General features: G+C 39.4%; 19 protein-coding genes and 1 pseudogene. 5 read left to right on the top strand and 15 right to left on the bottom strand.

Going from position 1 to position 17399, the window contains the following annotated elements; all coding sequences use genetic code 11:
• Positions 1 to 173: 173 nt before the first annotated feature.
• The 3 genes from ASG89_RS32810 to ASG89_RS32800 all read left to right on the top strand — a co-directional run bounded on the left by ASG89_RS32810 (position 174) and on the right by ASG89_RS32800 (position 3523).
• Positions 174 to 1091: an AraC family transcriptional regulator gene (locus tag ASG89_RS32810; protein ID WP_057315554.1), complete on the top strand. Its 918-nt coding sequence runs from the start codon at positions 174 to 176 to the stop codon at positions 1089 to 1091.
• Between the two features lie 201 nt (positions 1092 to 1292).
• Positions 1293 to 2195 carry a sugar phosphate isomerase/epimerase family protein gene (locus tag ASG89_RS32805; RefSeq protein ID WP_200963596.1) on the top strand — a complete coding sequence of 301 codons (903 nt, stop codon included), beginning with the start codon at positions 1293 to 1295 and terminating at the stop codon, positions 2193 to 2195.
• Positions 2196 to 2380: 185 nt separating this feature from the next.
• Positions 2381 to 3523 carry a zinc-dependent alcohol dehydrogenase gene (locus ASG89_RS32800; RefSeq protein WP_057315553.1) on the top strand — a complete coding sequence of 381 codons (1143 nt, stop codon included), beginning with the start codon at positions 2381 to 2383 and terminating at the stop codon, positions 3521 to 3523.
• Positions 3524 to 3642: 119 nt separating this feature from the next.
• Here the strand turns inward: ASG89_RS32800 and ASG89_RS32795 are convergent, their stop codons facing one another.
• The gene (locus ASG89_RS32795; protein WP_057315552.1) at positions 3643 to 4368 is read right to left on the bottom strand and encodes a hypothetical protein; all 726 of its coding nucleotides are present in this window, start codon (positions 4366 to 4368) and stop codon (positions 3643 to 3645) included.
• Positions 4369 to 4492: 124 nt separating this feature from the next.
• Positions 4493 to 5074, bottom strand: coding sequence for an RNA 2',3'-cyclic phosphodiesterase (thpR, locus tag ASG89_RS32790; protein ID WP_057315551.1), 582 nt, complete (start codon positions 5072 to 5074; stop codon positions 4493 to 4495).
• A 264-nt stretch (positions 5075 to 5338) separates the two neighbouring features.
• On the opposite strand from thpR, the gene ASG89_RS32785 reads away from it, so the two are divergent.
• A complete protein-coding gene (locus tag ASG89_RS32785) occupies positions 5339 to 5527 on the top strand; it encodes a hypothetical protein (RefSeq protein ID WP_057315550.1) in 189 nt (62 codons plus the stop codon).
• A 223-nt stretch (positions 5528 to 5750) separates the two neighbouring features.
• Here ASG89_RS32785 and ASG89_RS32780 read toward each other — a convergent pair whose 3' ends face one another.
• A complete protein-coding gene (locus ASG89_RS32780; RefSeq protein ID WP_235550017.1) occupies positions 5751 to 6245 on the bottom strand; it encodes a hypothetical protein in 495 nt (164 codons plus the stop codon).
• Complete coding sequence (locus tag ASG89_RS32775) at positions 6245 to 7030, bottom strand: hypothetical protein (RefSeq protein ID WP_057315549.1); 786 nt, start codon at positions 7028 to 7030, stop codon at positions 6245 to 6247. The genes ASG89_RS32780 and ASG89_RS32775 overlap by 1 nt, the downstream gene beginning before the upstream one ends.
• 477 nt (positions 7031 to 7507) lie before the next feature.
• Between ASG89_RS32775 and ASG89_RS36885 the strand changes: the two genes are divergently transcribed.
• Positions 7508 to 7666 carry a hypothetical protein gene (locus ASG89_RS36885; RefSeq protein ID WP_157276903.1) on the top strand — a complete coding sequence of 53 codons (159 nt, stop codon included), beginning with the start codon at positions 7508 to 7510 and terminating at the stop codon, positions 7664 to 7666.
• Positions 7667 to 8042: 376 nt separating this feature from the next.
• Here the strand turns inward: ASG89_RS36885 and ASG89_RS32770 are convergent, their stop codons facing one another.
• The 11 genes and pseudogenes from ASG89_RS32770 to ASG89_RS32720 form a co-directional block, all read right to left on the bottom strand.
• A complete protein-coding gene (locus ASG89_RS32770; RefSeq protein ID WP_057315548.1) occupies positions 8043 to 8432 on the bottom strand; it encodes an ankyrin repeat domain-containing protein in 390 nt (129 codons plus the stop codon).
• A gap of 1 nt (position 8433) precedes the next feature.
• Positions 8434 to 9270, bottom strand: coding sequence for a hypothetical protein (locus ASG89_RS32765; protein ID WP_057315547.1), 837 nt, complete (start codon positions 9268 to 9270; stop codon positions 8434 to 8436).
• A 19-nt stretch (positions 9271 to 9289) separates the two neighbouring features.
• A complete protein-coding gene (locus tag ASG89_RS32760; RefSeq protein ID WP_082593758.1) occupies positions 9290 to 10162 on the bottom strand; it encodes an ankyrin repeat domain-containing protein in 873 nt (290 codons plus the stop codon).
• A gap of 144 nt (positions 10163 to 10306) precedes the next feature.
• Entirely contained in the window at positions 10307 to 10777 is a 471-nt protein-coding gene (locus tag ASG89_RS32755; RefSeq protein WP_057315545.1) for a hypothetical protein, read from the bottom strand.
• Complete coding sequence (locus tag ASG89_RS32750) at positions 10743 to 11261, bottom strand: hypothetical protein (RefSeq protein ID WP_157276902.1); 519 nt, start codon at positions 11259 to 11261, stop codon at positions 10743 to 10745. Before ASG89_RS32750 ends, ASG89_RS32755 begins: the two co-directional genes overlap by 35 nt.
• Positions 11206 to 12675, bottom strand: coding sequence for a hypothetical protein (locus ASG89_RS32745; protein WP_057315543.1), 1470 nt, complete (start codon positions 12673 to 12675; stop codon positions 11206 to 11208). The genes ASG89_RS32750 and ASG89_RS32745 overlap by 56 nt, the downstream gene beginning before the upstream one ends.
• 2 nt (positions 12676 to 12677) lie before the next feature.
• Positions 12678 to 14027, bottom strand: coding sequence for a tyrosine-type recombinase/integrase (locus tag ASG89_RS32740; RefSeq protein WP_057315542.1), 1350 nt, complete (start codon positions 14025 to 14027; stop codon positions 12678 to 12680).
• Between the two features lie 248 nt (positions 14028 to 14275).
• Positions 14276 to 14857 (bottom strand): annotated as a pseudogene (locus ASG89_RS32735) (hydrolase).
• A gap of 265 nt (positions 14858 to 15122) precedes the next feature.
• Complete coding sequence (locus ASG89_RS32730) at positions 15123 to 15560, bottom strand: GNAT family N-acetyltransferase (RefSeq protein WP_057315541.1); 438 nt, start codon at positions 15558 to 15560, stop codon at positions 15123 to 15125.
• Positions 15561 to 15758: 198 nt separating this feature from the next.
• Positions 15759 to 16316 carry an AAA family ATPase gene (locus tag ASG89_RS32725; protein WP_057315540.1) on the bottom strand — a complete coding sequence of 186 codons (558 nt, stop codon included), beginning with the start codon at positions 16314 to 16316 and terminating at the stop codon, positions 15759 to 15761.
• A gap of 558 nt (positions 16317 to 16874) precedes the next feature.
• Entirely contained in the window at positions 16875 to 17267 is a 393-nt protein-coding gene (locus tag ASG89_RS32720) for a contact-dependent growth inhibition system immunity protein (RefSeq protein ID WP_057315539.1), read from the bottom strand.
• Positions 17268 to 17399 lie beyond the last annotated feature (132 nt).

The following is a 17399-nucleotide window of genomic DNA, read 5'->3' as shown; positions in this document are numbered from 1 at the left end:
CTTTCATGTTATAACGTTATTATGATGCGAATTCGCATCAGGAAGTAGCTCGTTTCTGCTAAAAAGTTGCTCAATACTGCAAAGTTAAATTCTTATTGTTCGATAAACAGGTTGGCGCTCTTCGAAGCACGGCGTATAATAGGAGAGGAAAATAGGAATGGAGGAACGTTCCCATGCAGACAAAACTGGATCAATTATTGAATGCGGTGGAATCTCTTAATCTTGCAGAGGGGCGTACGGAGACGTCGATACCCTTTTTTTCGCTGCTTCGGCGTAACCGGCCGACAGCGATCATACCTGGAGTTCTCACGCCCTCATTTTGCCTAATTCTACAAGGGTCCAAGAAGCTTCATCTCGGTCAGGACACGATTTATTACACCGCGGGTGACTATTTGGTTTCGTTGATTGATATACCGGCCTCCGGTCAAGTCGTCGGTGCTACGCGGCAAACGCCGTATATCGGCTTACGAATCGATGTAACAGCGGAAGAAATTGCTTCTGTCATGACGGATACCGGTATCAGCGTGATGCCGCTCGATCGTAAGCTGGGTCCTGGAGCCTACGTAGGTAAATCTGATGAGCACTTGCTGCAATTATTCCTCCGGCTGTTGGAGCTGCGGGGCAAGTCAGAGACAGAAATACGCTTTTTGTCTTCGCTGATCAAACGCGAGATGATTTTCCGCTTACTTACGGGAGAATATGGACACTTGTTTGTCCAACGTGTCTTCATGAACCAGCAGAATGAGGGGATCGGTAGAGCCATTGAATGGATAAAGGAAAATTACAACAGAACCTTGTCAATCGAAGAGGTGGCGAGATCGTCCAAAATGAGTGTCTCAGGACTTCATCATAAATTCAAAGCTGTCACGACGATGGCTCCACTGCAATATCAGAAGCAGCTCCGCCTCCAGGAAGCGAGACGCCTCATGTTGAATGGCTCCGCTAACGCGACAGCCGCCGCACTGGAAGTCGGATACGAGAGTCCAGCTCAATTCAACCGGGAATATCGCAGGCTCTTCGGGCTCCCTCCGCTTCAAGATATCAGAGCATTTCATAGAAAACCAATACCGGAAGCATTCGAGATCAGTTAATAACCCTTCAATTCCAAGGCCAATCGCGGAAGAATATCAAAATCGATTCAAACAGGTTGCTAATAAGGCTGTTTCGATTATGAGTTATAGCAGGATTGTATGAATTAACAGCAAGATACTTTCTCTTATTTTTCTTGTGTTAAATGTATAATGAGGATGTGAATAATTACACCTTTAGCAGAAATAGGGGAGGGTATTTTAATGAAGCATCGTGTACGTGAACCACGGCTCGAGGTGCTAATGTCCTGGTGGGGGATGAACGGATTGGGAGATCAAGACGGCGCTAGTGACGAATGGAGCATGGAAGAGAAGGTGCGGCGCATCGCAGAGGCGGGTTACGACGGCATTAACGGCATGCTTCCGGAGGGTAATGAGGCCGAACGATGGCACCGGTTGCTGGATCAATACAATCTTTCATACAGCGTAAATGCGTATCCCAAAACGGTGGAGGAACTGGACGTATTTCTTAACAAGGCAAAAGCGTTCGGAAGAGTCGATTTTGTCAATGTACAGGTGATGAGGCCGTTTCTAGTCGGAGAACAAGCTAGGCAATTGCTTGCGGGAATGACGGAACTGTCGCGTTCTGCAGGCATACCATCATATATCGAAACGCACCGCGGCACGATTACACAGGATCTGCTGCGAACGGTAGAGTATGTTCACAATGTGCCGGATCTTGAGCTGACAATTGACTTCTCACATTACGTCGTTGCCGGGGAAATGCGTACCGTCTCAGATGAGGCAGAAGAACTGCTACAGGCACTGCTCCCACGGACGAAGAGCATCCACGCTCGTGTATCAAACGGGGAGCAAGTGCAGATCGACGTGCCCATGTTTGGAGGCTCGGATGAAGGAGGGATCGCAGAACGAGAGTGCGAACACCCCATGTTGCAGCACTTTCAACGTTGGTGGCTCGGAGGTATGCGCAGTTGGCGTCAAGCGGCACAGGAAGGAGATGTGCTTCCGTTTGTATGCGAGCTGGGGCCACCACCATATGCAATTACTGTGAGCGACCTTCATGACAATCAGATCGAGGTCAGTAACCGCTGGACGCAAGCACTGCTGTTTGCAAGGATCGCCCGATCCTTATGGCAACGAGTTTAAAGTAAATGTCGGGTGAGGGTGACAAGAATATAGTCTGATGAATATCCGCCTAAATGGCGGTTTTTTTTATTTCATCGGATCATACTCTTGTCATTTTTATTGTCAAGAATATGACACATGGATTCAGCATGATAATAATGGGAGCAGGTGAGAAGAATAATGACAGTTGAGAAAGGAATGATACAATGAAAGCGTTAACCTATCAAGGAATTCGGAATGTGAAAGTTAAAGAAGTGCCTGATGCCAAATTGCAAAAATCGGATGATATTCTGGTTCGTATCACGACCACTAGCATATGTGGTTCGGATCTTCACCTCTATAATGGAGAAATACCAAATATGCGAGACGACTTTATTATTGGTCATGAGCCTATGGGAATCGTGGAGGAGATTGGAACAGAAGTAACTAAGGTGAAAAAGGGAGATCGCGTTATCCTTCCTTTTAATATCGCATGTGGTCAATGTTGGTACTGTACCCATCAATTAGAGAGCCAGTGTGATAATTCAAATGATTTTTTACATGGAGATACAGGCGGGTATTTCGGCTATTCAGATACCTTTGGCGGATATGCAGGTGGGCAAGCTGAATTGCTGCGAGTTCCTTATGGAAACTTCATCCCTTTTAAAGTGCCTGAGGATGCTGAAATGGAGGATGAGAAAATCTTATTTCTCTCTGATATTATTCCTACTGCCTATTGGAGTGTGGATCATGCAGGTGTCAAGGCTGGTGATACCGTCATTATTCTGGGCTGTGGTCCTGTGGGATTGCTGACACAGAAATTTGCTTGGTTAAAAGGTGCAAAGCGTGTTATTGCGATTGATCATGTTGATTATCGTTTGGAGCATGCGCGTAAAACGAATCATGTTGAGGTTTTTAATTTTAAAAAACAAGATGATCTCCTTCAATATTTAGCTGAGCTTACAGGTGGTGGAGCGGATGTGGTCATCGATGCTGTAGGACTGGATTCTGAGAAGACCTTTGTGGAGAAAATAGAAACGATGCTTAAGATTCAAGGTGGTGGACTTGGGGCATTCCGAATGGCTACTAAACTGGTGCGCAAAGGCGGCACGATTCAGGTAACTGGAGCTTATGGTATGAATTATAATGCCTTCCCTTTTGGTGATTTGTTTAGTCGCAACATTACGCTGAAGATGGGTCAAGCTCCAGTTATTCACTATATGGCTGAATTATATCGTCAAATCAAAGCAGGTATATTTGATCCAACCGATATCATTAGCCATCGTTTGAAGTTGGATGATGCGGAGCATGGATATCATATTTTTGATAAGAAGGAGGATCAGGCTATTAAAATTATTTTGAAACCCTAGCCTAATTGGCGGAGCACATACCCATTAATGGCTGGCTGAAGCGCGAGAATGCATAATAATAGAGGACTTCAACTCCCTAAACACTAGAGGTGAAGTCCTCATTTACTTATTTGACTAAATTAGTTACTGGTATACCCGTAATGCGCGATGACTGGTTGTGATGATTGTTTAGATCCTTGTTGTAGATATCCGCTGTGCTGGGAATTCTGTGCCTGATAGCCGCCGTAATGAGAAATGACCGGCTGTGAGGCGTTTTGAGCGTAAGCATTTTGGGATGAATGGTTAGGATACATAGAATTCTGTGCTTGGTAGCCACCGTAATGAGAGATGACTGGTTGTGAGGTGTTTTGAGTGTATGCATTTATTTGGGATGCATGGTTAGGCTGCATAGTTTGCTGAGAATTCTGTGCTTGATAGCCGCCGTAATGTGAAATGACTGGCTGTGCATTGCTTTGTGAATAAGCATATGATTGGGATGCATGGCTAGGCTGCATGTTGTATTGGGAATTCTGTGCTTGGTAGCCTCCATAGTGAGAAATGACTGGCTGCGAAGCACTTTGTGAGTAAACATTCATTTGGGCTGCATGACTAGGTTGTTGCATACTGTACTGGGAATTCTGTGCCTGGTAGCCCCCAAAGTGTGAAATGACCGGCTGTGAAGCGTTTTGAGAGTAAGCATTCATATTGGAATGAAGGTAGGACTGTCCAACCTGCTCCCGATTTTGAGCCTGGTAACCTCCATAATGAGAAATGACAGGGTCTTGCGTAGTAGTAGAATTAGCGTATCGGTTTGAATAGGGTGAATGAGAAGCATTGTTTAGGTTTTGATGTTCGAATTGATTCATTGATATAGTCCCTCCTAAAATAAATATCTTGGCCTTAGAAGCCTTCGTTATTATTAGGATTCAGCCTGCTTTTATCCTGTGAAAATTTGGTTATTGAATGTTAGCTCTACACCTACAAACTTATTTAAAAAGAACCGATAGAAATTGCTTCATACATTGGTCGTTTGTTCAAATGACTCCGATAAAGCATAATTTCATTTGATTTCCACGAAAGAAGGTCTTGTAAAGAAGAATTAGGTTTTGTAATTGTACTAAGCATATTACGATCAAATGGAGTCTTGCCAATGTAATTGCGTGCAATAGTTAAATGCGGGTGATAATTACGTTCCTCAGGAGAAAAGCCAAGCGGCGTAAGTGCGTCGGCTACCCGTCTCTGTAAGTTGTGAAGCCCCTCTACGTCGCCGCCGACACCGACCCACAGTACAGAAGGCTGGGTTGATCTCCCGAAAATGCCGAGGGAATCCACACGAAGAGAGAGCGGATTAGATATTGTTAGAATATCATTCAGAACTTGATTAATGTGAGAAACACTTCCTGACGGTGTATCTCCGAGAAACTGTAGCGTAATATGTAGATCCTCAGGATGGACCCATTTACGAAAAGACAGATGTGGCTTGATTTGATCAATCCAGCTGGCGAAAACATGCTTAATTTCGGGAGGGATTGGTACAGCAACAAATAAACGCACTAAAATGACTGGATTCATTATAACCTCTCTTGTTCATCATTTGGTGTTTGTTAATTCAGCATACATAGCTTTTACAATAGTATTTGTCTTGATTTTAGAAAAAATCAATATTTTCACAATGCGGAAGAACGGGAATCACGGGAATCAAAAAACCGGCGATCCATATAACATCAGAGGGTAAAGTTCGTACATAATTAAGTTTACAATTCGTGAATAAGGGTGGAAGATAGCGCCATAATATAGCTGGAAGTCCATTTACCGAAAAGGGAGGGTACAACTACGATGACATCGAGTCGAGGACATCAAGGCGCACATGGCGCTGGTCAAATTGTTGAGCAACTGAACAATCAAGCCGAAGCTGCAGAACAAATTCAAGGGAGTAATGAAGTCGATCAAGATATCCAGGCAGCCGCAAACGAACATATTTCAGAGCTGGATGAAATTTTCAATAATGATAACGATAGCGACTAGTTACAAATAACTTAAGATGGGTGGGCTAAAGTCATGACGAATCAGAAAAAGAGCATAAAATCAGCAAAGCAAAAAAACCAAAAGCCAAGTAATAATAACAAAAGCAGCAGCAATAACGGAATTGATGATGCAAATATAAATTCTGGTGGTTAATAAACTAACTTAGTAGCCTTAACAAACAACCTTACTTCATCTGAAGTGAGGTTGTTTGACGACCTTTGTATCATGAATCTGACTCTAGTCGAGTTGTTTGCATTTGGGTTTTGGCTACGCCTAGTGCTAAACTTTTCCACAGCGTTTGCTCCACAAACTGGGATTGTTCATTGGTACATTGGACAATTAATATAATCTCACCTAGTTTTATCTTTGCAGTTCGGTTCTTTTTTCTTTTTATTAGGGTACTTGTAATATCGTAGACAAAACCAATAGTAAAGCCGCCAACAGCTCCAATTAGCCCCCAAAAAATTGGCCCCCAGTCGAGAACAAATCCCCTTGCCGCTCCAATGGTTGCGCCCATCATTGCAAGTATAAGTCCAATATCGGCTAACGAGCTTCCATCTGTAGCGTTCATGGAATCAACAAGTTTCATGTCCACTGAACGATTGTCAAGTGGAACAGCATAGATATTGTCGACCTCATGCTCTTTTAGTTTACTTATAGCAAGTTCTACATAGTGTGAATGTTGAAAAGTAGAAAAGAATTGGATACACAGACCCATCAGATTTTTTCTCCTTTATGTAAAACAAAGTCTTGCGATTGATGTTCTCTTTTCAAAAAATCGGTTTGTTCATGGTCAAATAGTTTGCTTAACTCTACGGCATTGGAGTAAGAATCATACATACCAAAGAAATAAATAGAAGGGAAGTAAAGGAAACACTGAGCTCCTATAACTTCCCTTGATTTAGGGAAGTTTCCTAGCAAAAAGTAATGAAAGCCTTCAATCATGTTGGAATGGATGACAATAAACATCGTCATTACAAGCGTTAAAGCAGCTGCAAAGATCCGATGTATATACAGTTGTCCAAGACTTGGGATTGTCATCGACCAAACCAAGGCAATCCATGGCTGTTTCTTGTCTATAAAGTTCATTTCGAAAGCGTTCACCGAGAAAATTGGGAATTTAGCCTTTTCCCTTTTCGCCAGCAAGTGGACCTTATTTTCATCGATAGTTGTTCGGTAGCTGTCCCAAATGGAAAATAAATAAACAGGTATATAGAGGTATATGTATTTTTCGTTTAGTACAGCCTTGGCTTGGACGATATTGCCGTTAAACGAAAGCATCATGGCTGTGTTAAGTTGGGTTAATTGGTTGATATAAAATTCCCAAAAAAACAGTGCAAAGCCAGTGAGAAATTTGTGTAGTAAGATGTGACCGAAGCCAGGGAACGCAACAGACCATAAAGCGATAATCAAGGGATTTCGTTGATGAAGTTGGATTGTACCGAACGTTGTAACATTAGCTAGATAATAACGGTTTTTATATTTGTTACGGAAGTTATTCATTTTTTAGACCCTCTATATCCAGTTTGTTGCCAATATGATTTGTAAAATTGTTACAGTTTATTCATTGCCGAGGGGAATGGGGGGGAATACTTAATCGTATTAACTTTTTGATATCGTAAAAATGAACTGTGGTGCGAGCATGCATATGTAATTGCAGGACTTGCTTCGACGGGGCGGAAAGAGGAATGACAATTATAAGTCCAAAACTCTATAATAATTGATAGTAATATTCAATAAATTAGCATTACTCAAACAGAGCTTCGGTCTAAACTCTCTGAAGTTTTTAATGATTCCAAGGTCATTGAAGAAGTAATAGAAAGTTGGAAATATAGGAAAGGCACATTTGAAATTCAATTTGAAACCAAGTGCAAGCGTAGAAAATGCAAACTTAAGAAACATTCGTATCCCTAAAAAACGATTAACCTTTTAAAACTTTAGATGTTATATTTGTTGGGGAAATCAACCATAGAGGATTGCTTGATTTGGAAACGTCAACTAAAAGATTTAAAACATGCTAGAAATGTACTAGCAGGAACAACGCAGGTATCTGCTGTGACAGGATTTGATTTAGGTTCTGAAATGAACGGAATAATAGGTTTAGAGGCACAACTAAGAATGAATATAGAACGAACGTGAAAAGATTGGTTTAAAAACAAATGCGCAAACACACTTCATATGATTTTCAAAGGAAAATCCGGAACTGGGTAAGACGACTATTGCAAGGGCTTGTAGGAAATGTAGGAAATTTTCCGATTGATTTCAAATCGGTTTAAAAACAAATGCGCAAACACACTTCATATGATTTTCAAAGGAAAATCCGGAACTGGTAAGACGACTACTACTATTGCAAGGCGCTTGTAGGAAATTTTCCGATTGATTTCAAATCAAATGATACATATTCGCAAAATCCGTATTTTATACATATGTCTGTAAATCAATATATCCCTTTATAGATCAATTGTTCTTATATAGTGTCAATGTTCTTTGAGTGGTTCTTTGAGTGTGTTACTTATTATCGCTGAAAGGTTTCAAGAAAACGAACGACTTGTAATGATTCCTCACCGCCAGCTTTTGCGTGAGCTATTAGTGGAATCGTATGTGGGCCTATGTGAATCTTCTCAGGGTCATCTTCAATAATTGCTTTTACGATTTCAAGTTTACCAAGCATTGCAGCTGCGAATATGTCGATTCTAGCACCCTTTTCCAATAAAAACAGTGCGATATCACGTTTACCCATGTGTGCAGCAGCTCCTAATGCTGTCTCCCAATCACCATTTCCCCAGTTCCATGATGCATTTAAAAGTCCAGGATCTTTTTCGAGTAATTCCTTTATCTTTTCCAAATCAGCATGCGCATGGTATACAAAATCCTTTACTAATTCTGCATTCAAACTTTCAGACATATTACATTCCCCTCTCAGAATTATTTTTGTGTGGCACCCAGATAGATCGTGTCCAAGCCATTTGAAAACCTACTCGTTCCATATTGTTTTGGCTCGATGACCCGAAACTCGCCTGTGCTACTACAAGTTTACAATCAGCTTTGTATGCTTCGTACATCCTTCTATGTAAGAGCGCAGTTTGTAATCCACGTTTTCTATATTGAGGAGTTGTAGCAGCTAATGTGCATGACGCAATGTTGTTGCTTATGTGCATTACAGCCACTCCGGCCGGGATGTCATTCAAGTACCCCAAAAATAGCTTCCACCCAGGTCTATTCAACAAACCTATATTGTTTTTTATAAAGTGATGTTTATCGGATAGTGACATACCAGAACCAAGACAATGTATCTCAGCATAAGAGTCAAACTCTGTTTCGGTATCGATTTCCACAATCCTCATATTGGACGGTAGTTTAGGCTGTTCTACTGTAGGTAGCCCATAAAGAACTGAATGATAACAACTTTGATAAAAACCATGCTTGGATAAACTTTCAAAAAGCTTGGAGCTACAATGAATAGGATTCACATCAATCTGAAATGTTCTATCTTTTGTTTGGTAAAACTGAGTGATATCCCCTAGCTTGTCAATTTCGTCATCAGAGATGCCTTTTACTGAATTAAATATGCCCCAAGGCATTGTTTTTATATAATAAGCTGTTGTTCGGCCGAAATTAACTATCTCAACCCCCTCTGGATTCCCCTCCCGTTCGCGAATTGAATTGATTCTTGAGAATAAATAATCGATTTCAGACTGTTGGATTTTTTCAGCAAGTTCTTGATTAATTACAGGTAGCCTCAAGGTAGTTCACTTCCTATTCTCATTTTGTATGAGTAATGGTATCTGCTATTTCGTTGTTTCCTCGTTCAATAGCATATTCGAACGGGGTTAATGAATTACTGTTATGAATTTGCATATCTGCCCCACTCTCAAGCAATATTTTAACTAGCTCTAACCTATTAAAATGTACTGCGACATGTAGTGGTGTAAAACCTTGTCGCATTTCACCTTCACATTGAGCGTTAACATCAGCGCCATGTTTTAGTAGTAGTCGAACTATGTGAATATGATTACCTGCAATGGAAGCATGCAAAGGAGTATTATTCAACTTTCCATCTTTACTCTTCAGGTTTATGTCAGTCCATGTAGAATCCAACAAATAAGTAACAATATCCTCATTGCCGAAGTGTGCAGCAAGCCCTAAAGGGGTATATCCGTCAAAACTGTGACTATTGATTAAATTTGGTGATGAAGTAATGATCTCTTGAACTCTAGCCACATCTCCCACTGAGGCAGCCTCATATAAGTTAAGTTCCGCACCTTTTTGTAGGAGCAATTCTTTAATCTCATTAGCATGATAATAGGCAGCCATTAAAATAGCCGTCTGGCCGTCTTCGGTCTTTGCATCCTTGAGTTTTTCATCAACTTCAAGCAAATGCAAGACTTTATCAAGACTTTTGTTTTTAACGGCTTCTAGCATTTCTTTTTTTAATACACGAACGTTTTCTTCAAGTGTTTTGGCTTTTAAAATCAAATCCTCTGAAGACTGTACTCCAATGCTAATGAACTGAGAAGCTGCTTCAGAGCGGCTCTGCGCAAGCCCTGAATTAACTAATAAATCTACTGCTGCCAATGTGGTTTCATCAAGCCTTACTGAAATTACGATGCTTTTTTTTGATTTTTTGCTCATCATTAACACCTTTCTGTAATAATGTAACACTTATTACAAATCACTTTAGCATATCAAATATCAACTGTCAAAAAGTTCCTTTGTCACATTTACTAAATGAGTTTTTGAACAGACAAAAAGCCCTAAGATTAGGGCTTAAGCCTTTTATTATTTAAATTTTTCAAATTCACTTTTTAACCATGTCTGATTTTGATGAGCAATGTATTGTTCCATACGTACTAACAAATCAACCAATTCTGGTTTCGTTAGCTGCATATAACGCTGTCTGACTCGATCTACGTCACGATCCTGCTTTATATGCTTGAATGCCCTTAGATCATCATTTAAGGGCTTGTGGGACCTTTTCAATGGTTTATAAACCTTTGTAGTACTATGTTTTAGAAAATGATTGTGAAGTTCCTTGTTCTTTCGAATAGTATTTTGGTGTATACCTTTTCCATCCGGATCAATTTCTTTCGATTTATCCGAAACTGTTCTGTAAGAAACAGACTTACCTTCATTAGTAAGACTGTCGATGGCCTTTACTCCAAGTTCCAAGGAACGATTTTTCTTCTTGTCATACGATTCTTGAAGCCATTCCAATTCATTTGTTTGAGGAGATACGAATTTCCGGCGCATATGTCTCATCCTTTTGAGATTTTTCGATTAACTGGATCTCCTTAAGCTCGTGCTTAGCTCTATTTTTTGCGATCTTCATTTTCTTTGCTTCAAGCGGTAACCCCAGTTTTTCGAATCTTTTTTCACTTTCATCTGCCCAATTATAAAAGGCTGTAATTTCTTCTCTAAACTCTGGACGAGGCACTTTTGCACCACATCCCACACAAGCCATTTTAGTTGGACATACCGAGTCAATTGTGCATATGCCACCCACAACCTTCGACATGGTGCCAACCTTCTCGCGGTAATCATCATATATCTCTTTAAGCTCTTCTGGTCCTCGGATAATCCCCTTTTGAATATCAACATATGAGATCCAGTTTTCATGAAGAGAATTTATTGATGCTGAAACTTGTTGTGTTGTGGGAGCTGAGTAGTAAGAAGTCACTTCAATATCCTTCTGATGGAGCAGCGTTTTCACAATGTCTTCTGCTATCGACATCATACTGTACCTCTGGAACAGTTTCAGTCTTGTACGATTCCTTAAGCATTTTCAGTATTTCCGTCATAAACTTGAAGACTTCTTCAGGCAAATAATAGTTCTCCGGTTCTTCCCTACCTTTAGGAGTAAGTCGGAATATATAGTTTTTTCTAGGGGGACTAACACTTTTATCAACTGTTACCACACAGCAGTCCTTATCATAACTAATTTGCAGCAGTTCGTTTATTCTAGCCCCAGACGATGTTATGATATCTAACGCAAATCGTGCAAACATACATGCCACATAGATTGGTTCGATGTTGATTAGCAGTTTATTGGATAATCTTTGTTTCCGCGTTACATTAAAACCTTGCATTAGAAGCCCAGGGTTACGTGGTAAAAAAGGAGCATTTGTCTTTCCGTCCTCTCCGATCTCGTATCCCCACTGATTAAGGTAGTTCTCAACCCTTTCACGGTGCTCCTCAGTTGTATATTCTGTTGACCACTGGCCCAATAGCCTTAACCTTAATATATCTAAGAACCATGGTCCATCTCCTTCCGTACCATCATCTAATTTTTCTGCTTTGATAAATTCCATAAAGCAGTCTTCATCTTTAAAAACTCGGTAACGGTTCTTTCCTTCGTGGACATAATCAAAACTTGAAATATCCCATAGTTTGAAATGCCAACGTTCGTTAACATACTCCGATTCATCATAATAAAAATCAATTGGAAGCTCCAAATTTTGCTCTTTTGCGGTCATTATGGCCTTACGGTATGCTTCACGAAGTCTACAGACCTGATTCCATCTCAAGTGCCCTTCAGCCCTTATTTCCGGTAATAAAGGCGTTACAGCTGAGGTATCTTCCTTTCGCTTGGTTTTCGCATTGGTAATTGCCCTAGTTCGAGCACTAAAATCTCGATTGTCATAAGGAATGTTTGGAAGCATGAATGCGGAGAGTGAAACCTGTTTTTCTTCACTGAACTTAGTTCCCAACCATTTTTTTAGATTAAACATAAAAGTGTTATAACCTGTCAGAATAGATTGCCGTTGTCGATCGGAATGACCAGATAGAATTTGTCCTGTTACGTACTGTTCCACATGCGAAGGTAAGAAATCCTCCATAGATGTCAGTTTAAAATGATTAAACAAATCTCGAAACCGAGCATTCAAGACACTGGTTATATTCATGATTGATTGCGGCGTTAAATTCCGGTCTGATAAACACATTAATGCTAGAGCAAAAGGATTTGCCCAAGGATGTCCTACACATTGTCGGGCAAAATACTTGATATTTTTTTCGTCAACTTTGTCCCAATAGTAATCCCCGTTCGGATCACATAATAGTAACAGCTCTTCTGGTATCTTATTGTGAAGTAGGGAAACCCAGGTTTTGACTTGTGTTTCTTCTAGTAAAAATTGTACGCCGGTTGACACTACTATTCCATTCCTTCATAAAACTCATTTAGCCAGTCTTGTTTATCCTCTGAGCTCGCCAACTCGAAAGATGGTGTGACTGGTGTCTTTTCGACTTTTGACCGCGTCTTAGCTGATTTTAAGTACTCTTTCTCACGCTTCAAATAGTTCTCCTGAAGCTTTTCATGTAAGTCTCTAAACTTTTGCTCATCATAGTAATGCTCATAGATCGTTATTGTCTCGGGATCTCTCCATTTCATATACTCGATAAGCTGCTTCTTTTTGTCTTCAATTTGAGCGGCTGTTTCCGACTGTTCATATATCCCACGCAACATAGAGGTCACAAACCAATGTCTTGCTTTATGCGGATTCAGTTTAATACCAGCATATTTGGTAATTTTGGTCCAATTTGAATAGAATGCTGAGTAGCTATATGGAGTACCTTTTGTAGATATAAAAAGTGGTTCGGAGTCAGGCAACTCATTGAACTTTACTTGTACATTCGCGGAATGACGTCTCTCCGAGTTCACGTACTTAATTAATAGCTTTAATGTCTCAGGAGATATACGAATGAACTTGATTCTACGCTTATAGCTACCTTTATTGATTGCCGCTAATTCATGTAGATCTGATCGTTTTCGGTAGTCACCAACTGTTAGTTCTAATATTTCTGATATTCTTGCGCCAGTATCAAACATAAAACGAGTTACCACTTCGTCTCGCAACCGCCAACCTTTGGTGTCTCCTGCTTGATAAATACGATAGGGTAGGTCCCAATCGCCTATAATCTCCGGTACCCATTCTTCGTTGATGACCTTGAAGTAAGAATCCGTTTGTTTTCTAAAAGATAGAGGCTCCTCGGTACCGGCTGCTTGAGGCATCCTTGGTCTGTTTGATCTTTCCCCTGGCTTCTCATTTATATTATCTTTGAAATCCATATCTAATAGTGGATTGACATGGGAATACTCCTTCAAGCGGATCATAGTCTTATAAAACCCTTTGATCGCGGCTAAGAACAGTTGCACTGTTTTGGAGCTTTTACTTGTCAGATAAATTCCTTCATGCCCTTCCCGACCACGGATTTTACAGTGCATCTGATCTATCAAATATTGCCTAACTGCTTCCTTAACAGCTTCTGGATCGTCATCCCATTGGACCTTTTTGGCCTGGTAATGACTCTTGTGCTTTAACCAATAGAAGAACGGTTCCAGAGTATTTAAATAAGCTAGCACTGAGCTCTCACTAATTCTGTTAACTTGGTCATGGAAATACTCTGTTAGTGGAATAAACGCCTCCTTAGTATCATCAAATACGATAAGACGGTATTTACTGTTCACTCCCTCAGGACAGAATACATGAAAATATGAGGCCACTACCTCCTTCACCTCCAACTTTAATTCACAAAAAAAAGGACATTTCCGTTTATCAAAAACGGATGTCCACATATGGTGTGTAACACTATATGAAAATACAGTAGAATCATAGACTCGTCAACAAAACTTATAAATTAATATTACAGTGTATTTTATACATATGTCAAAACCCCACCTAACGAATTTGTATGAACCCCTTTGGGTTAGTTCAGCGACCTTCGCTACACTTTATGAGACACTATCCGTCTCTAATGATGAAGGGTTAACCATTCGCGAGCAGTGTGCAGCCGGTGTAGGATGGCAGCCTGTTTTAAATTTAATAACCCCATATCAACTGATGTTTCTATGTAACCTACAATCTGATCAAACATAAAAACATTAAGTTTCTGATTAACAACTTCCTTTCCATACTCCATATCTCCCAGTACATAAGGAACAAACTCTTCGACATCTTTGGACTTAACCTCTTGTAAATCAATGATTGTTGGAGTGTAAAATAACGTCTTTCTCAATTCATCTCTAAACATAGTGTTCCAGTAATTTTCCGTTTAATAATCTGAAATCATTATGGTATAAACCATGTGTTTCTTTATCGGCATCCATTCTGTTTCTCAGCCAAGGTAGGTAAAAACCTTTCAGCCATATTTCATCAGCAATTAAATGTGTATAGTATCCCAATATATAAAGACTTTCTGCTTGTGAACTATATTTATTCAAAAATCCCTTATAGTCAACACTTCTAGAATAGTCTTGATGTTCACCTATAAAAAAATGTGAAGACGCGCTGCAATTCTATTTGCAATAATTAAATGCATTATTCTTGAACCCACACTATCGCCCCCATTACTCAATGAATAAAACTATATTACCACTATTTTCCTAACAGTGGCACTACAGAATCTAGCTGCGTTAAACTGCCCGTTTAAAATGTCAACAGGGAGCAACTGCGGCAAGCTGCTCCCTGTTTGTTATTGTACTATAGTTACCCGTTAGCGTAATTTGAAGCTAACATTGGATCCCCCAGCAGTTACAATGAAAAAGCAGACCTTCACATGATCTGCTTTGTTCAACTAACATTTCCATATTAACTTAATTCTAAAGTATCTTACTTGAATTAATGTCCTTTTTGAAGAAGAAGTGTTTGGCCCCTTCTGGGGCATTTTCAAGAGCCGAATATTGATTATATCCGTTCTTTATATAGAAATTTGGTGCTTGAAAACTGAAGGTATTTAATTTGATAAAGTCACAGTCTTTCTCCGATGCTATTTTTTCTATTTCATTTAACAGTTGTGTACCGGTGCCTTTGAGTCTAAATGCAGAGTCTACCCATAATATATCAACTTCTATCCAATTCCAGCACAAAACTGCAATCAGTCCACCTATAATATTCCCATTATCATCTTTGATCGCCAGGTTTATTTCTTCATATCTTGATTTTAAGTGATCAGGAACATGTTGTGCATTATACTCGATAAGTTTTCTTCGTATATAGTTTTTCTCATTTTCATCAGCATAAGAAATAGGATAAGTCATACTATCACTTCCTAGCATAGTTTTACCATATTATAACAGAAGGATTTCGAAACTTCTTCAGAAAGTTCCATTTTTATTGAAACTCTCCTGGCCAATCGCTTAATAACAAAAAGAGCAGCTGCCGTCCACGGCGAACTACTCACTTATTTGAACTATCGTTACTCGTTAGTTCAATTCATTACACTGCAATTGGGAACCCTATAATTCGAATTTTACTTTAATAATATTAGCAACTTCTTCTGGACTCAAATTTGTGTTGTTTATTTTTATATAGTTCTCCTTGTTAATTTCACCATCTGTTGAGTTTAATCTGTATTTTTCCATAGAGATTTTTAAATTAAGTTCTGACTGCTCAATGTTTCTTTTTGTTGGCTTATATTCAAGCCTATGAGGAGTATTGTTACGCACAATTCTTTCTTCAAAATCTGCCTCAAGTTCTACAAAATAAACATCGCCACCCGTTGATTCGAAAATATTACAAATTTTATTTACAAAATCCCAATCTTCTTGCTCGTTGAATGCCCACACATAAGTGAAAATCAATCCGTATAGATTACTCTTAGACACTGCCTCAAATATTTCTGTACGAAATAATTCTGTTAATCTCCATGTTTCAGAACTGAATCCGAAAAAAGGATGAAGCAACTCAATGGTCATGTGATTATGAAAAAGCTTCAGTTCAGTTGTTTTTTCTAATGCATGTCCAACGGTCATTTTGCCGACTGCCTGTGGTCCGAAAATCAAAACAAATTTCATTCAACCACTCCTATTAACTTTGTAATGTATTCCATATTTTAACACAACTTGCTGATGAAAACTGCCCGTTAGTTTAATCTCCCCTCCTGCCCGTCTTACTGCTGGATACGACTAAAGAGGACTTCCTCTTCTCTCTCCATACACAAAATTAAATAGGCGTTCACCCAATAATAGAGTGAACGCCTATTTAATTTCAAAACAACATAATTTGTTACTACTTCAAATTGTATTTCGCACTTCAAAACTTTATTGTCTACTTCAAGACTTTATTGTTTAATTCAAGACTTTAATGTCTACTTCAAAACTTTAATGTCTTCCAATAGTTGTTGTCGGAAGACATTAAAGTTTTGAAGTGCAGAAATCCAGAAAACATAAGGGTTTGCTGGATTTCTTATAAAATATAAATACAAATATAGTTTTGAAGTGGTTATGGTGTTCAAAAAAGCATAAATACAATTAAGTTATGAAGTACTTCTGACACAAATAAAAGCAGACAGTTCATTGAACTAACGTTTCCCGATAGTTTAATACTAAAACCACCATCCAGAAGTATTTTCTTCAGTCGTTTTTATCCTGATAAGCCTTTATAAGGGGAATTATTGTCTCATACGCTTGGAGAAAATGAAATACAATAAAATCGAATTCTTCTTTAAGTTCTAAATTATCCTTCCAAAAATCCTGATTAACCTTTAGTAGTGAACATAAGAGATCTCCCGTATAATAATTTCCGGAGTTCAACGGGTTATCAACTAATCTTGTAATGGCTATAGGGACAAGGTAATTTAGAGAAAATTTTTGTAATATCATCCGGGTAAGATCATCATTTGTAAAGTCCTTTAGAGGTTTTCTTCTTAATGTAAGACACTTTCTTATCAAACCAGTGGCTCCCTCCTCAGGATCCCCCCAATTTCCCCCATCGATTTCCTCTAAAGACTTATTTAAATCCAGCATAATTACCTCCACTCTTAGGTTGGAACTATCGTTCCCCGTTAACATTCCTGTAGGTGTTAGTAGATTGCATTTGCAGAAAAAAGAACGCCTCGCTACGATGAGTATGTACTGGGTTGCAGCCCTCAGAACTCA

Source organism: Paenibacillus sp. Soil766, from assembly GCF_001428105.1.
Classification (GTDB): Bacteria; Bacillota; Bacilli; order Paenibacillales; family NBRC-103111; genus Paenibacillus_E.
Note: the sequence above shows the minus strand (reverse complement) of the source record. Positions and strands in the feature narration are given on the sequence as shown.

Excerpts from the sequence above, each read along its gene's own strand:
- ASG89_RS32810 (WP_057315554.1), top strand. The coding sequence starts at position 174 with ATGCAGACAAAACTGGATCAATTATTGAATGCGGTGGAATCTCTTAAT.
- ASG89_RS32805 (WP_200963596.1), top strand. The coding sequence starts at position 1,293 with ATGAAGCATCGTGTACGTGAACCACGGCTCGAGGTGCTAATGTCCTGG.
- ASG89_RS32800 (WP_057315553.1), top strand. The coding sequence starts at position 2,381 with ATGAAAGCGTTAACCTATCAAGGAATTCGGAATGTGAAAGTTAAAGAA.
- ASG89_RS32795 (WP_057315552.1), bottom strand. The coding sequence starts at position 4,368 with ATGAATCAATTCGAACATCAAAACCTAAACAATGCTTCTCATTCACCC.
- thpR (WP_057315551.1), bottom strand. The coding sequence starts at position 5,074 with ATGAATCCAGTCATTTTAGTGCGTTTATTTGTTGCTGTACCAATCCCT.
- ASG89_RS32785 (WP_057315550.1), top strand. The coding sequence starts at position 5,339 with ATGACATCGAGTCGAGGACATCAAGGCGCACATGGCGCTGGTCAAATT.
- ASG89_RS32780 (WP_235550017.1), bottom strand. The coding sequence starts at position 6,245 with ATGGGTCTGTGTATCCAATTCTTTTCTACTTTTCAACATTCACACTAT.
- ASG89_RS32775 (WP_057315549.1), bottom strand. The coding sequence starts at position 7,030 with ATGAATAACTTCCGTAACAAATATAAAAACCGTTATTATCTAGCTAAT.
- ASG89_RS32770 (WP_057315548.1), bottom strand. The coding sequence starts at position 8,432 with ATGTCTGAAAGTTTGAATGCAGAATTAGTAAAGGATTTTGTATACCAT.
- ASG89_RS32760 (WP_082593758.1), bottom strand. The coding sequence starts at position 10,162 with ATGATGAGCAAAAAATCAAAAAAAAGCATCGTAATTTCAGTAAGGCTT.
- ASG89_RS32755 (WP_057315545.1), bottom strand. The coding sequence starts at position 10,777 with ATGCGCCGGAAATTCGTATCTCCTCAAACAAATGAATTGGAATGGCTT.
- ASG89_RS32750 (WP_157276902.1), bottom strand. The coding sequence starts at position 11,261 with ATGATGTCGATAGCAGAAGACATTGTGAAAACGCTGCTCCATCAGAAG.
- ASG89_RS32730 (WP_057315541.1), bottom strand. The coding sequence starts at position 15,560 with ATGACTTATCCTATTTCTTATGCTGATGAAAATGAGAAAAACTATATA.
- ASG89_RS32725 (WP_057315540.1), bottom strand. The coding sequence starts at position 16,316 with ATGAAATTTGTTTTGATTTTCGGACCACAGGCAGTCGGCAAAATGACC.
- ASG89_RS32720 (WP_057315539.1), bottom strand. The coding sequence starts at position 17,267 with ATGCTGGATTTAAATAAGTCTTTAGAGGAAATCGATGGGGGAAATTGG.